Origin of the sequence: Rahnella sp. PD4, assembly GCF_049199325.1 — a bacterium.
Lineage (GTDB): Bacteria > Pseudomonadota > Gammaproteobacteria > Enterobacterales > Enterobacteriaceae > Rahnella > Rahnella perminowiae.
The window spans coordinates 98795-113267 of sequence record NZ_JBLZQF010000008.1; the positions used below are offsets into that span (position 1 = coordinate 98795).

12 protein-coding genes are annotated in these 14473 nt (G+C 51.8%); all 12 read left to right on the plus strand.

Annotated elements, in window-relative coordinates; all coding sequences use genetic code 11:
- Positions 1-628 precede the first annotated feature (628 nt).
- The 12 genes from sdhC to ybgE all read left to right on the plus strand — a co-directional run bounded on the left by sdhC (position 629) and on the right by ybgE (position 14351).
- The gene (gene sdhC / locus ACOZIO_RS18830; RefSeq protein ID WP_129952017.1) at positions 629-1018 is read left to right on the plus strand and encodes a succinate dehydrogenase cytochrome b556 subunit; all 390 of its coding nucleotides are present in this window, start codon (positions 629-631) and stop codon (positions 1016-1018) included.
- Positions 1012-1359 (plus strand): succinate dehydrogenase membrane anchor subunit, encoded by a 348-nt coding sequence (gene sdhD / locus ACOZIO_RS18835; protein WP_129952016.1) that lies wholly within the window; start codon positions 1012-1014, stop codon positions 1357-1359. The genes sdhC and sdhD overlap by 7 nt, the downstream gene beginning before the upstream one ends.
- 3 nt (positions 1360-1362) lie before the next feature.
- The gene (sdhA, locus tag ACOZIO_RS18840; RefSeq protein ID WP_129952015.1) at positions 1363-3129 is read left to right on the plus strand and encodes a succinate dehydrogenase flavoprotein subunit; all 1767 of its coding nucleotides are present in this window, start codon (positions 1363-1365) and stop codon (positions 3127-3129) included.
- A gap of 19 nt (positions 3130-3148) precedes the next feature.
- Positions 3149-3865 (plus strand): succinate dehydrogenase iron-sulfur subunit, encoded by a 717-nt coding sequence (locus ACOZIO_RS18845; RefSeq protein WP_129952014.1) that lies wholly within the window; start codon positions 3149-3151, stop codon positions 3863-3865.
- A 401-nt stretch (positions 3866-4266) separates the two neighbouring features.
- Positions 4267-7074, plus strand: coding sequence for a 2-oxoglutarate dehydrogenase E1 component (gene sucA, locus ACOZIO_RS18850; protein WP_129952013.1), 2808 nt, complete (start codon positions 4267-4269; stop codon positions 7072-7074).
- 46 nt (positions 7075-7120) lie between these two features.
- A complete protein-coding gene (gene odhB, locus ACOZIO_RS18855) occupies positions 7121-8350 on the plus strand; it encodes a 2-oxoglutarate dehydrogenase complex dihydrolipoyllysine-residue succinyltransferase (protein ID WP_015698112.1) in 1230 nt (409 codons plus the stop codon).
- A gap of 100 nt (positions 8351-8450) precedes the next feature.
- A complete protein-coding gene (gene sucC, locus ACOZIO_RS18860; RefSeq protein ID WP_129952011.1) occupies positions 8451-9617 on the plus strand; it encodes an ADP-forming succinate--CoA ligase subunit beta in 1167 nt (388 codons plus the stop codon).
- The gene (gene sucD, locus ACOZIO_RS18865; protein WP_013576436.1) at positions 9617-10489 is read left to right on the plus strand and encodes a succinate--CoA ligase subunit alpha; all 873 of its coding nucleotides are present in this window, start codon (positions 9617-9619) and stop codon (positions 10487-10489) included. Before sucC ends, sucD begins: the two co-directional genes overlap by 1 nt.
- 719 nt (positions 10490-11208) lie before the next feature.
- Positions 11209-12777, plus strand: a complete 1569-nt coding sequence (gene cydA / locus ACOZIO_RS18870) for a cytochrome ubiquinol oxidase subunit I (RefSeq protein ID WP_129952010.1) — start codon at positions 11209-11211, stop codon at positions 12775-12777.
- A 14-nt stretch (positions 12778-12791) separates the two neighbouring features.
- A complete protein-coding gene (cydB, locus tag ACOZIO_RS18875; RefSeq protein ID WP_129952009.1) occupies positions 12792-13931 on the plus strand; it encodes a cytochrome d ubiquinol oxidase subunit II in 1140 nt (379 codons plus the stop codon).
- 10 nt (positions 13932-13941) lie between these two features.
- Complete coding sequence (cydX, locus tag ACOZIO_RS18880) at positions 13942-14055, plus strand: cytochrome bd-I oxidase subunit CydX (RefSeq protein ID WP_013576433.1); 114 nt, start codon at positions 13942-13944, stop codon at positions 14053-14055.
- Positions 14056-14057: 2 nt separating this feature from the next.
- Positions 14058-14351, plus strand: coding sequence for a cyd operon protein YbgE (ybgE, locus tag ACOZIO_RS18885; RefSeq protein WP_129952008.1), 294 nt, complete (start codon positions 14058-14060; stop codon positions 14349-14351).
- The last annotated feature ends 122 nt before the right edge of the window (positions 14352-14473 follow it).

Here is a 14473-nt window from a genome sequence, read left to right on the forward strand (position 1 = left end):
GATTTACACAATCACCACTTTTGCATAACTTGAGCCATCAGGGAAGACCCCGACTTGCGATTGTGTGATCCGCTGATTCTTCAGAAACTTTCACTATTTTGGTGCGTGAAGGCGAAGCCGGTATGTGCTCAGAATCACAGTCCTATTGGAATAGTTCTTTTGTAATAGAAATGTTGATCAAATGTCAAACCAGATAATTTATTTTGTGTCTTTTATGAAAAGTGAGAGATAACTCACTGTTTCGCAGAAATGTGAATAAAGCATTTGTAGGGCAATTGTAATAAGAATGTGATCAACCTATACTCCTACAAGGTCTCCGGACAATCCGAAGTAGGAGCACCCAGCATCATTTTCTTCGCCCTTCACGTTACGGCTACGAAAATACTTTATCGCGCCTTTTAAGCACACTGGATGTCGTCCTTTGAGCGCGAAAAATGATGAGCTTTTAGCTCAGCTTTCCAAAGTTATTGGTGTTGTGGGAAGGCGGCAAGCAAGCGAATCCTTATGAGCTGACACAGGTTAGTGATTAGGATGAGCGCGCAGCCAACGCACCCACAGCGACAAGAACAAAGGAAAGGGTGCTGTCTGACATACTGCTCCGGACCGGAGGGAAAATAATAAGAGCTGTGTGGGCAAAACCGTGAAAAAACAAAGACCTGTCAATCTGGATCTGCAAACGATCCGATTTCCTGTTACTGCGATAGCGTCCATCTTACACCGAGTCTCTGGCGTAATTACCTTCGTCGCCGTCGGTATCCTCCTCTGGCTGTTAGGCCTGTCTCTCTCTTCTCCTGAAGGGTTTGCACATGCTGCCGCCATCATGAATAGCTTGTTCGTAAAATTCATCTTTTGGGGAATACTCACTGCGCTGGCCTATCACGTTTGCGGTGGCGTCCGCCATTTGCTGATGGATTTTGGCTATATCGAAGAGAGTTTGGCTGCCGGTACCCGTTCTGCCCAGGTGGCAATCGGTCTGACCGTCGTGCTGTCAATTCTGGCTGGAGTCCTCGTATGGTAAGCAACGTTTCTGCGTTAGGGCGTAATGGTGTGCACGACTGGCTGTTACTGCGTGCTTCCGCAATTATCCTCACCTTGTACATCCTCTATATTCTGGGCTTTGTGGTTCTGGCTCAGGAACTGACATTTGATGTCTGGCATGGCTTCTTCTCTTCCTCCATCACCAAAGTATTCACACTGCTGGCGCTGCTCTCAATTCTGATACACGCGTGGATCGGCATGTGGCAGGTGTTAACGGACTATGTGAAATCGCTGGCTGTCCGACTGGTGCTGCAACTGGCTATTGTCGTGGTGTTAGTGGTTTACCTACTTTACGGAACAATTGTTGTTTGGGGAGCGTAGTAAATGAATCTGCCAGTCAGAGAGTTTGATGCTGTCGTTATCGGTGCGGGTGGCGCTGGTATGCGTGCGGCGTTACAAATTTCGCAAATGGGGCTGTCTTGTGCCCTGATTTCAAAAGTCTTCCCGACCCGCTCCCATACGGTGTCAGCGCAGGGCGGTATTACCGTTGCGCTGGGTAACACCCATGAGGATGACTGGGAATGGCATATGTATGACACCGTAAAAGGTTCCGACTATATCGGTGACCAGGACGCCATTGAATATATGTGTAAAACCGGGCCGGAAGCGATTCTGGAACTCGAACACATGGGGCTGCCTTTCTCCCGTCTGGACGATGGCCGTATTTATCAGCGTCCGTTTGGCGGGCAGTCGAAGAACTTCGGCGGCGAACAGGCGGCACGTACCGCCGCCGCAGCCGACCGTACCGGTCACGCCTTGTTGCATACGCTGTATCAGCAAAACCTGAAAAATGGCACCACAATTTTCTCAGAATGGTATTCGCTGGATTTAGTGAAAAACCAGGACGGCGCGATCGTCGGCTGTACCGCAATCTGTATTGAAACCGGTGAAGTGGTGTACTTCAAAGCCAAAGCGACCGTGCTGGCGACCGGTGGTGCAGGCCGTATTTACCAGTCCACCACCAACGCCCACATTAATACCGGCGACGGTGTCGGCATGGCGCTGCGTGCAGGTGTTCCGGTGCAGGATATGGAAATGTGGCAGTTCCACCCGACCGGTATCGCCGGCGCAGGCGTTCTGGTAACAGAAGGCTGTCGTGGTGAAGGCGGTTATCTGCTTAATAAAGACGGCGAGCGTTTCATGGAACGTTATGCGCCGAATGCCAAAGACCTGGCGGGTCGTGACGTGGTGGCGCGTTCCATCATGATCGAAATCCGCGAAGGCCGCGGCTGTGAAGGTCCGTGGGGCCCGCACGCCAAACTGAAACTCGACCATCTGGGTAAAGACGTTCTGGAATCCCGCCTGCCCGGCATCCTCGAACTGTCGCGTACCTTCGCACACGTCGATCCGGTGAAAGAGCCGATCCCGGTTATCCCGACCTGCCATTACATGATGGGCGGTATTCCGACCAAGGTGACCGGTCAGGCATTGCGTGTTAACGCACAGGGTCAGGACGAAGTGATCCCGGGTCTGTTCGCCGTGGGCGAGATTGCCTGCGTATCGGTACATGGCGCTAACCGCCTTGGCGGCAACTCGCTGCTGGACCTGGTGGTGTTTGGCCGTGCAGCGGGCATGCATTTGCAGGAATCTATTGCAGAGCAGGGTGACAGCCGTGATGCCTCTCAGGATGACATTGATGTCTCTCTGGAACGTCTGAACCGCTGGAATAACACCCGTTCAGGTGAAGATCCGGTGGCTATCCGTAAAGATCTGCAAGCGTGCATGCAGAACAACTTCTCGGTCTTCCGTGAAGGTGATGCGATGGCGAAAGGGCTGGAAGAACTGAAAGTGATCCGCGAGCGTCTGAAATCTGCCCGTCTGGATGATACGTCCTCAGAATTCAATACCCAGCGCGTTGAGTGCCTGGAACTGGATAATCTGATGGAAACCGCGTTCTCCACTGCCGTCTCTGCAAACTACCGCACCGAAAGCCGTGGCGCACACAGCCGTTTCGACTTCCCTGAGCGTGATGATGCGAACTGGTTGTGCCACACGCTGTATCAGCCGGAAACAGAAAGCATGACCCGCCGTGAGGTGAACATGCAGCCTAAGCTTCGCGCAGCGTTCCCGCCGAAAGCGCGTACATACTAGGGCAGAGCGGAGACAGATTATGAAAATTGAATTTTCGATTTATCGCTATAACCCGGACGTCGATGACGTGCCGTACATGAAAGATTATGTGCTGGAAGCCAAAGAAGGGCGCGACATGATGTTGCTCGACGCGCTGATTTTGCTGAAAGAGCAGGATCCGACGCTGGCTTTCCGCCGCTCATGCCGTGAAGGGGTTTGCGGGTCAGATGGCGTCAACATGAACGGTAAAAACGGTCTGGCGTGTATCACACCCGTCTCGACGCTGCGTAACGGCAACAAGAAAATTGTTATCCGTCCGTTACCAGGGTTACCGGTTGTCCGTGACCTTGTAGTAGACATGGGGCAATTCTATAAGCAGTATGAGAAGATTAAGCCTTACTTGTTGAATGATGGGAAAAATCCTCCGGCGCGTGAACATTTACAGATGCCGGATGATCGTGAAAAGCTGGACGGATTATACGAGTGTATTCTCTGCGCCTGCTGTTCGACGTCCTGTCCGTCTTTCTGGTGGAATCCGGACAAGTTTGTCGGCCCGGCGGGCCTTCTGGCCGCTTACCGTTTCCTGATCGACAGCCGCGATACCGAGACACAATCGCGCCTCGACGATCTGAACGATGCTTTCAGCGTATTCCGCTGCCACAGCATCATGAACTGTGTGAGTGTATGTCCGAAGGGGCTGAATCCGACCAAGGCTATCGGTCATATCAAATCGATGCTGCTACAACGCGGTGCCTGAGAAGATATGCCACGCCACAGCGGGAACTCAGGTTCCCGCTGTTATTTAGCCCAGGTGCGTTGCGCTTTCTTTAGTTACAAATGTTGCAACTGAGGCGTTGATAGCAAATAAGTAAATTTTTAATAACAAAATAGCAACAAGTGCAACAAAGTTGCGCCTTACAGGAGTAAGATAGCCGGGTCAAAATCAGGGTGTTAGAAAACATCTGAAAAGGCAGCACTAAAAAGCAGGGCAACTTCAAAAATCAGTCACGCGCATGGCGGATTTCTGAAGGTTCCTTGAAGAGCCAAATGCTCAACCAACGAACTGTTTTAGTAAGGAAAACCGTTTTACCGCGGTGTATCACGGTCAATATTATTAACCACGGCGAAAACTAAAGCTTCAAAGCTTAAGGGATCACGATGCAGAACGGCGCAATGAAGGCCTGGCTGGATTCCTCCTATCTGGCGGGTGCGAACCAGTCTTACATAGAACAACTCTATGAAGACTACTTAACCGATCCTGGTTCCGTTGACGATAGCTGGCGTTCGATTTTTAAACAGCTACCAACAGTGGGTGTGAAACCAGAGCAACTCCATTCTCAAACACGGGACTACTTCCGCCGCCTGGCGAAAGACGCGTCACGTTACAACTCCTCCATCAGCGATCCGCAAACGGATGCCAAGCAAGTCAAGGTGCTGCAGTTAATCAACGCCTTCCGCTTCCGTGGTCATCAGAACGCGAACCTTGATCCTCTTGGTCTGTGGAAACTGGACGACGTGCCCGATCTGGATCCGGCGTTCCACCATCTGACTGAAGCTGATTTCCAGGAAACCTTCAACGTCGGTTCTTTTGCCATTGGCAAGGAAACCATGCAGCTCGGCGAGCTGTATAAAGCCCTGAAGCAAACCTATTGCGGTTCCATTGGTGCAGAATATATGCACATCACCAACACCGAAGAGAAACGCTGGATCCAACAGCGTATCGAATCCGTGGCCGGTCGTGCGAGCTTCACCAATGATGAAAAGAAAACGTTCCTGAAAGAGCTGACCGCAGCAGAAGGTCTGGAGCGTTATCTGGGCGCGAAATTCCCGGGTGCAAAACGCTTTTCACTCGAAGGTGGCGATGCACTGGTGCCGATGCTTAAAGACATGATCCGTCATGCCGGCAAAAACGGAACCCGTGAAGTGGTGCTGGGTATGGCGCACCGTGGCCGTCTGAACGTACTGATCAACGTGCTGGGCAAAAAGCCGCAGGATTTGTTCGACGAATTCTCCGGCAAGCATAAAGAACATCTGGGTACCGGTGATGTGAAATACCACATGGGCTATTCGTCTGATGTGGAAACCGAAGGCGGTATGGTGCATCTGGCGCTGGCGTTTAACCCGTCGCACCTCGAAATCGTCAGCCCGGTGGTTATCGGTTCTGTTCGTGCCCGTCGTGATCGTCTGGACGAAGCGCGCAGCAACATGGTTCTGCCAATCACCATTCACGGTGATGCGGCGATTACCGGTCAGGGTGTGGTTCAGGAAACCCTGAACATGTCGCTGGCACGTGGTTATGAAGTGGGCGGCACCGTACGTATCGTCATCAATAACCAGGTGGGTTTCACCACCTCGAATCCGAAAGATGCGCGTTCTACCGATTACTGTACCGATATTGCGAAAATGGTGCAGGCACCGATTTTCCACGTCAATGCCGATGACCCTGAAGCGGTGGCTTTCGTAACCCGCCTGGCATTGGATTTCCGTAACACCTTTAAACGTGACGTCATGATCGATCTGGTTTGCTACCGTCGCCACGGCCATAACGAGGCCGACGAACCTAGCGCAACCCAGCCGCTGATGTACAACAAGATTAAGAAACACCCGACGCCACGCAAAATCTACGCTGATGTCCTGACTGAGCAAAACGTGGCCAGCCTCGAAGATGCCACGGAAATGGTCAACCTGTATCGTGATGCGCTGGATGCTGGTGAATGCGTAGTGGAAGAGTGGCGTCAGAATGACATGCACACTTTCACCTGGTCACCGTATCTGAACCATGAGTGGGATGAAGCTTACCCGAACAAGGTTGAGCTGAAACGTCTGCAGGAGCTGGCGCGTCGTGTCAGTCATGTGCCGGATGCGATTGAAATGCAGTCACGCGTGGCCAAGATTTATGCTGACCGTAACGAGATGGCAGAGGGCAATAAGAAATTCGACTGGGGTGGTGCAGAAAACCTGGCCTACGCGACGCTGGTCGATGAAGGTATTCCGATTCGTCTTTCCGGTGAAGATACCGGTCGCGGCACCTTCTTCCACCGCCATGCTGTGGTCCATAACCAGAAAAACGGTTCCGTGTACGTGCCGCTGGCTAATATTCATAACAGCCAGGGCGAGTTCAACGTCTGGGATTCCGTGCTTTCCGAAGAAGCGGTGCTGGCATTTGAATACGGTTATGCCACGGCTGAACCGCGCACCCTGACTATCTGGGAAGCGCAGTTCGGTGATTTCGCCAACGGTGCGCAGGTGGTTATTGACCAGTTCATCAGTTCCGGCGAGCAGAAATGGGGCCGCATGTGTGGTCTGGTGATGTTGTTGCCACACGGCTACGAAGGGCAGGGACCGGAGCACTCCTCCGCGCGCCTGGAACGTTATCTGCAACTTTGCGCTGAGCAAAATATGCAGGTCTGTATCCCGTCTACCCCGGCGCAGGTTTACCACATGATCCGTCGTCAGGCACTGCGCGGTATGCGCCGTCCGCTGATCGTGATGTCACCGAAGTCACTGTTGCGCCATCCTCTTGCGGTTTCTACGCTTGATGAGTTGGCTAACGGCAGCTTCCTGCCTGCGATTGGCGAAGTCGACGAACTGGATCCAAAACAGGTCAAGCGCGTGGTGATGTGCTCCGGTAAGGTTTATTACGACCTGCTGGAACAACGTCGCAAAAACGAGCAAACCGATGTGGCGATCGTCCGCATCGAGCAGCTTTACCCGTTCCCGCACAAGGCAATTCAGGAAGTGCTTGAGAAATTCTCACACGTTCATGATTTCGTCTGGTGCCAGGAAGAGCCATTGAACCAGGGCGCGTGGTATTGCAGCCAGCACAATTTCCGTGAAGTGATTCCTTTCGGGGCTTCTTTACGTTACGCAGGACGCCCGGCCTCTGCCTCTCCGGCAGTGGGCTACATGTCCGTTCACCAGAAGCAACAGCAAGATCTGGTTAACGATGCGCTGAACGTTAAATAACCGCGTTGGCGTCAGTTAACTATATGGAACATAAGAAGGATTGATAATGAGTAGCGTAGATATTCTGGTCCCTGACCTTCCTGAATCCGTTGCGGATGCGACGGTTGCCACCTGGCACAAAAAGCCGGGCGACAGTGTTGAGCGTGACGATGTACTGGTAGAAATTGAAACCGATAAAGTGGTTCTGGAAGTGCCGGCAAGTGAAGCCGGTATTCTGGACAGCATTATCGAAGACGAAGGTGCGACGGTCATTTCCCGTCAGATCCTGGCGCGTATTCGTCCGGGTAACAGCAGCGGCAAGCCAAGCACTGAGAAAAGCTCCGATAAAGAAGCGACTCCTGCGGCACGCCACACAGCAGCACTGGAAGAAGAGAACAACGACGCACTCAGCCCGGCTATCCGTCGTCTGATTGCTGAACATTCTCTGGATGCCAGCGCCATCAAAGGCAGCGGTGTCGGTGGTCGTCTGACCCGTGAAGATATTGAACAGCACCTGGCGAAGGCCAAGGATGCGAAGCCAGCCGCGGCACCTGCAGCGGCACCGGCTGCCACCAGCGCCGCACCGGCTCTGGGTTCACGTAGCGAAAAACGGGTACCGATGACCCGTCTGCGTAAACGTGTTGCTGAGCGTCTGCTTGAAGCCAAAAACAGCACGGCGATGCTGACCACCTTCAACGAAATCAATATGAAGCCCATCATGGATCTGCGTAAGCAGTACGGTGATGGTTTTGAAAAACGTCACGGTGTACGTCTGGGCTTCATGTCTTTCTATCTGAAAGCTGTGGTTGAAGCGCTGAAACGCTATCCGGAAGTGAATGCTTCTATTGATGGCGATGATGTGGTTTACCACAACTATTTTGATGTCAGCATTGCGGTATCCACGCCACGTGGTCTGGTCACACCGGTTCTGCGTGATGTCGATACGCTGGGCATGGCAGATATCGAGAAGCAAATCAAAGAACTGGCCATCAAAGGCCGTGACGGCAAGCTGAAAGTGGAAGAACTGACCGGCGGTAACTTTACCGTGACCAACGGCGGTGTCTTTGGTTCTCTGATGTCCACGCCGATCATCAACCCGCCGCAGAGCGCCATTCTGGGCATGCATGCCATTAAAGATCGCCCGATGGCAGTGAATGGTCAGGTGGTGATTTTGCCAATGATGTATCTGGCACTGTCATATGATCACCGTCTGGTGGATGGCCGCGAGTCTGTCGGTTTCCTGGTGACCATTAAAGAGATGCTGGAAGATCCGGCTCGTCTGCTGCTGGACGTCTAGTCCCGGCACAGCGAAAGATGAGAGATCGAAAAATCTGCGGCACAGTTCGCTGTGCCCTGATAAGCCTTCCTACTTACCGAATAAGAATGGATAGAACATCATGAATTTACACGAGTATCAGGCGAAACAGCTGTTCCTGCGCTACGGCCTGCCAGCACCAACGGGCTTCGCCTGTTCCACCCCGCGTGAAGCGGAAGAGGCTGCATCGAAAATCGGTGCCGGTCCGTGGGTGGTGAAATGTCAGGTTCATGCCGGTGGCCGCGGTAAAGCGGGCGGCGTGAAAGTGGTTAAAAGCAAAGAAGAAATCCGTGCTTTTGCTGAGCACTGGCTGGGCAAGCGTCTGGTGACTTACCAGACAGACGCCAGCGGTCAGCCGGTTAACCAGATCCTGGTTGAATCCGCCACTGATATTGATAAAGAACTGTATCTTGGCGCGGTAGTGGATCGCAGCTCCCGTCGCGTGGTGTTCATGGCGTCTACCGAAGGCGGCGTGGAAATCGAGAAAGTGGCGGAAGAAACCCCGCACCTGATCCACAAAGTGGCGCTTGATCCGCTGGCAGGTCCGCAGCCGTATCAGGGCCGCGAGCTGGCTTTCAAACTGGGTCTGAGCGGTAAGCAGGTTCAGCAGTTCACCAAGATCTTCATGGGGCTGGCGAACATTTTCCTTGAGCGCGATCTGGCGCTGATCGAAATCAACCCGCTGGTGGTGACTACCGCAGGTGACCTGATCTGCCTCGATGGCAAACTGGGTGCCGACGGCAACGCCTTGTTCCGTCAGCCGGAATTGCGTGAAATGCGTGATTACAGTCAGGAAGATGCCCGTGAGTCTCAGGCTGCGCAGTGGGAACTGAACTACGTTGCGCTCGACGGCAATATCGGTTGTATGGTGAACGGTGCCGGTCTGGCAATGGGCACCATGGATATCGTGAAACTGCACGGCGGCGAACCGGCTAACTTCCTCGATGTCGGCGGTGGCGCAACCAAAGAACGCGTGACCGAAGCCTTCAAAATCATCCTGTCCGATGAAAAAGTCAAAGCCGTCTTCGTAAACATCTTCGGCGGTATCGTACGTTGCGACCTGATCGCCGACGGTATCATCGGTGCGGTGGAAGAAGTGGGCGTCAGCGTGCCGGTTGTGGTGCGTCTTGAAGGTAACAATGCCGAGCTGGGTGCCAAAAAACTGGCAGACAGCGGTTTGAACATCATTGCAGCGACCAGCCTGACGAATGCGGCTCAACAAGTTGTCGCGGCAGTGGAGGGGAAATAATGTCGATTTTAATCAACAAGAACACCAAAGTTATCTGCCAGGGTTTCACCGGTAGCCAGGGGACTTTCCACTCCGAACAAGCCATCGCATACGGTACAAAAATGGTTGGCGGTGTAACACCGGGCAAAGGTGGCACCGAACATCTGGGTCTGCCTGTGTTCAACACCGTGCGTGAAGCGGTAGAAACCACCGGCGCAACGGCATCTGTGATTTATGTTCCGGCGCCGTTCTGCAAAGACTCCATTCTGGAAGCGCTGGATGCTGGCATTAAACTGATTATCTGTATCACTGAAGGCATTCCGACCCTGGATATGTTGGTGGTTAAAGTGAAACTGGATCAGAGCGATGCGGTGATGATCGGGCCAAACTGTCCGGGGGTGATCACGCCGGGTGAATGCAAAATCGGCATCATGCCGGGCCACATTCATCTGCCAGGTAAAGTGGGTATTGTTTCCCGCTCAGGCACGCTGACGTATGAAGCCGTTAAACAGACCACGGATTACGGTTACGGCCAGTCTACCTGTGTCGGTATCGGCGGTGACCCGATCCCTGGCTCTAACTTCATCGATATCCTGAAGTTGTTCCAGGAAGATCCGCAGACTGAAGTGATCGTCATGATCGGCGAAATCGGCGGTAACGCCGAAGAAGAAGCCGCAGCGTACATCAAAGCACACGTGACTAAACCGGTTGTGGGTTACATCGCAGGGGTTACTGCGCCTAAGGGCAAACGTATGGGCCATGCTGGCGCCATCATTGCCGGTGGTAAAGGCACTGCTGATGAGAAATTTGCAGCGCTGGAAGCCGCAGGTGTTAAAACCGTTCGCAGCCTGGCCGATATCGGCGAAGCCGTGAAATCACTGCTTCCGCAATAAGTATTACCCACCCGTATTGGTAAACCGCCGGTACGGGTTAAGTCAATTTTTATAAAAAAGATTCGACATGTTGGCCGCCTTCGGGTGGCCTTTTTTTATTTTAAGCTAAATAATTAACATTCGCCGAATTAAGCTATATTCATTAACACAGCACGATAAGTTCATGGGTAATAAAAGGTTAATAATTGGATTTTAGAAGGTAGCAAATTAGATATTTTCAACAACCATAAAAGCACAATTAATTAACATTGAAACCATCATTAAATCTCATTGAAACCAAAAGTTAACATTTTGAAATATTTTTTTAGAAATTGATGGGGAGCTTATAGAAATAAACAAGGAGATAGGCTTAAATTGCGGCAGATCAATTACAGGGTTTTCCACTGTTTTGTTCTTAAATTGACCTGTACACGGAAATCCGCTTAAGGTCACTAAAAAACCTATTTAATGTGTGGGATTACTGGCGTAACATAATGGTCCTGTAACATCCGTTTTTTGTATGATTATTTTTCCCCGTGATTTTGCCCGTTCATCAGCCTGTTCCAGGCCCGCTGCTCGTGCTTTTTCCGGACTCAGAATGTCTGGTCGATGGCTTTACTCAACCGGGTACTGACATTTTTTCTACATACATTTAAATATTGGTAGTCATGAGGCGTTCCGGCACACGGTTCGTCAAAGATCACAATTTGTGGTCTTCCTCCGAGGAGCAAGGGGTCAAGATGTTTGATATCGTTGAACTGTCGCGTTTACAGTTTGCTTTAACAGCCATGTATCATTTCCTATTTGTCCCATTAACGCTAGGTATGGCGTTTTTGTTGGCAATTATGGAAACGGTTTATGTCCTTTCCGGCAAACAAATCTATAAAGATATGACCAAATTCTGGGGCAAACTCTTTGCAATTAACTTTGCACTGGGCGTTGCCACCGGTTTAACCATGGAATTCCAGTTCGGGACTAACTGGTCATATTTCTCACATTACGTGGGTGATATCTTCGGTGCGCCGCTGGCGATTGAAGGTTTAATGGCATTTTTCCTGGAATCCACTTTAGTGGGCCTGTTCTTCTTCGGATGGGACCGTCTTACTAAAGTTCAGCATATGACTGTGACCTGGTTTGTTGCCCTTGGCTCAAACTTGTCAGCCTTGTGGATCCTGGTGGCGAATGGCTGGATGCAAAACCCGATTGCATCGACTTTCAACTACGAAACCATGCGTATGGAAATGGTCAGCTTCTCCGAGCTGGTGCTGAACCCGGTTGCGCAGGTTAAATTCGTTCACACCGTAGCGTCTGGTTATGTGACTGGCGCGATGTTCATTCTGGCTATCAGCTCTTACTACCTGTTGAAAGGTCGCGATGTCGGTTTCGCGAAGCGTTCATTTGCTATCGCAGCAAGCTTCGGTCTGGCTGCCGTGCTTTCCGTTATCGTACTGGGTGATGAATCCGGTTATGAAATGGGTGACGTACAAAAAACGAAACTGGCTGCTATCGAAGCAGAGTGGGATACCCAACCTGCACCGGCAAGTTTCACGCTGTTCGGCATGCCGAATCAGGACAAAATGGAAAATGAATATTCTGTTCAGATCCCTTACCTGCTCGGCCTGATTGCCACACGTTCTGTTGATACGCCGGTCACCGGTCTGAAAGACCTGATGGCGCAACACGAAGTGCGTATCCGTAACGGTATGAAAGCCTACACCCTACTGGAAGAACTGCGTTCGGGCAACACTGACCCGAAAGTGCGCAGCGATTTCGAAAGCACCAAGCAGGATCTGGGCTACGGTATGTTGCTCAAACGCTATACCGACAACCCGGCGGCGGCGACTGACGCACAGATTCAGAAAGCGACCAAAGATTCTATCCCGCGCGTTCTGCCACTGTATTTTGCATTCCGTATCATGGTTGCCTGCGGCATCCTGATGTTCGTACTGATTGCGCTGTCCTTCTATACCGTCTTACGTGGCAAAATTGGCCAGAAACGCTGGTTACACCGCGCGGTATTCATCGGCCTGCCGTTGCCGTGGATTGCTGTCGAGGCAGGCTGGTTCGTGGCTGAATATGGCCGCCAGCCTTGGGCGATTGGTGAAGTCTTACCCACTGCGATCGCACATTCTTCACTGACTGTGGGTGATGTACTGACCTCGATGATCCTTATCTGCGGTCTCTACACCCTGTTCCTGGTCGCTGAAATGTTCCTGATGTTCAAATATGCGCGCCTCGGGCCAAGCAGCCTGAAAACCGGCCGTTATCATTATGAACAACCTTCAGCGCCACTTGAGCAAGCTCGGTAATAGGGAGTCCACTTATGTTTGATTATGAAGTTTTACGGTTCATCTGGTGGGTGCTGATTGGCGTGCTGTTTATCGGCTTCGCAGTGACCGATGGATTTGACATGGGCGTTGGTATCCTGGTGCGCATTATCGGTAAAACCGATACGGACCGCCGTGTGATGATCAATGCCATTGCCCCGCACTGGGACGGTAACCAGGTCTGGCTGATCACCGCCGGTGGTGCACTGTTCGCGGCCTGGCCTATGGTGTATGCAGCCGCATTCTCCGGCTTTTATGCGGCGATGGTACTTGTGCTGTGTGCCTTGTTCTTCCGTCCGCTGGGCTTTGACTATCGTTCGAAACTGGAAAGCGCACGCTGGCGTGGCATGTGGGACTGGGGCATTTTCATCGGCAGCTTCGTGCCGGCTCTGGTCTTTGGTGTAGCCTTCGGTAACCTTCTGTTAGGCGTACCATTCCATATCGACGGCGACCTGCGTCTGTTCTACACCGGTAATCTGCTGGGCTTGCTGAACCCGTACGGCATTCTGGCCGGTCTGGTCAGCCTGACCATGCTGATCACTCAGGGGGCCACCTATCTGCAAATGCGTACTGTGGGTGAACTGCACCTGCGTACCCGTGCCGCGTCGCAGATTTCTGCGCTGGTGATGATGGTGTGCTTCCTGCTGGCAGGCATCTGGTTAGTGAAAGGGATTGATGGTTTCACCGTGACATCCGTTATGGATCACGCAGGTCCGTCTAACCCGCTGCGCAAAACCGTGTCTCATGAAGCGGGTGCATGGCTGGCTAACTTCAACAAGACACCCGGTTTGTGGGCGATTCCTGCATTGGGTGTGATTTTGCCGTTGCTGACCATTTTGTTCTCACGCATGAATAAAGCGGCGCTGGCATTCATCAGTAACTCACTGACTATCGCCTGTGTAATCCTGACTGCGGGTATCACTATGTTCCCGTTCGTGATGCCGTCAATTACTGAGCCGAATGCCAGCCTGACCATGTGGGATGCCACATCCACACTGTTGACGCTCAGAGTGATGACCGTTGTCGCGTGCATCTTTGTGCCAATCATCCTGATTTACACCTCATGGGCGTATTACAAGATGTTCGGGCGCCTCGATAAACATTACATCGAGAACAACAAGCATTCGTTGTATTAAGGAGAACACCATGTGGTATTTTGCCTGGATCCTCGGCACCTTACTGGCTTGCTCATTCGGTATCATTACCGCGCTGGCGTTTGAACACAGCGAAGCCAATAAAGCGGCTAAAGAAGAGAAGTAATAATGAGTGTGATCGCGGATAAACTTTACGCTGTCACAGACAAGGGCCCGTTAAGGGCCCTTTCGCTTGTGATGTCACTGGTGCTGGCCGGCTGCGTTTTTTGGAAACCCGGTATGTTTGCCTCGTCAACCAGTCAGCTGGAAGTCTGGCACGGGGTCATTTTGATATGGGCCGTTTGCAGTGGTGTTATCCATGGCCTGGGTTTTCGCCCGCATAAATCAATCTGGAAAGCTTTCTTCTCGCCATTGCTGGCGATGATTGCGTTAGCTGCAGGACTTTATTACTTTTTCAGTTGATTTTTTGCGTAAAAAAAAGACAAATTTACAGTAATTTTCTTATGGGCCGCTCTGGCCCATAATTATTTTCATTCCATCAATCCTACCCATTCCCAACCCCAATTCTCTTGCGTATAGTAGTG

What these genes read in the sequence shown, in the direction of transcription:
- odhB (WP_015698112.1), top strand. Translation starts at nt 7,121, where the DNA reads ATGAGTAGCGTAGATATTCTGGTCCCTGACCTTCCTGAATCCGTTGCG.
- ybgE (WP_129952008.1), top strand. Translation starts at nt 14,058, where the DNA reads ATGAGTGTGATCGCGGATAAACTTTACGCTGTCACAGACAAGGGCCCG.
- sucA (WP_129952013.1), top strand. Translation starts at nt 4,267, where the DNA reads ATGCAGAACGGCGCAATGAAGGCCTGGCTGGATTCCTCCTATCTGGCG.
- sucD (WP_013576436.1), top strand. Translation starts at nt 9,617, where the DNA reads ATGTCGATTTTAATCAACAAGAACACCAAAGTTATCTGCCAGGGTTTC.
- sucC (WP_129952011.1), top strand. Translation starts at nt 8,451, where the DNA reads ATGAATTTACACGAGTATCAGGCGAAACAGCTGTTCCTGCGCTACGGC.
- cydA (WP_129952010.1), top strand. Translation starts at nt 11,209, where the DNA reads ATGTTTGATATCGTTGAACTGTCGCGTTTACAGTTTGCTTTAACAGCC.
- sdhD (WP_129952016.1), top strand. Translation starts at nt 1,012, where the DNA reads ATGGTAAGCAACGTTTCTGCGTTAGGGCGTAATGGTGTGCACGACTGG.
- cydB (WP_129952009.1), top strand. Translation starts at nt 12,792, where the DNA reads ATGTTTGATTATGAAGTTTTACGGTTCATCTGGTGGGTGCTGATTGGC.
- ACOZIO_RS18845 (WP_129952014.1), top strand. Translation starts at nt 3,149, where the DNA reads ATGAAAATTGAATTTTCGATTTATCGCTATAACCCGGACGTCGATGAC.
- sdhA (WP_129952015.1), top strand. Translation starts at nt 1,363, where the DNA reads ATGAATCTGCCAGTCAGAGAGTTTGATGCTGTCGTTATCGGTGCGGGT.
- cydX (WP_013576433.1), top strand. Translation starts at nt 13,942, where the DNA reads ATGTGGTATTTTGCCTGGATCCTCGGCACCTTACTGGCTTGCTCATTC.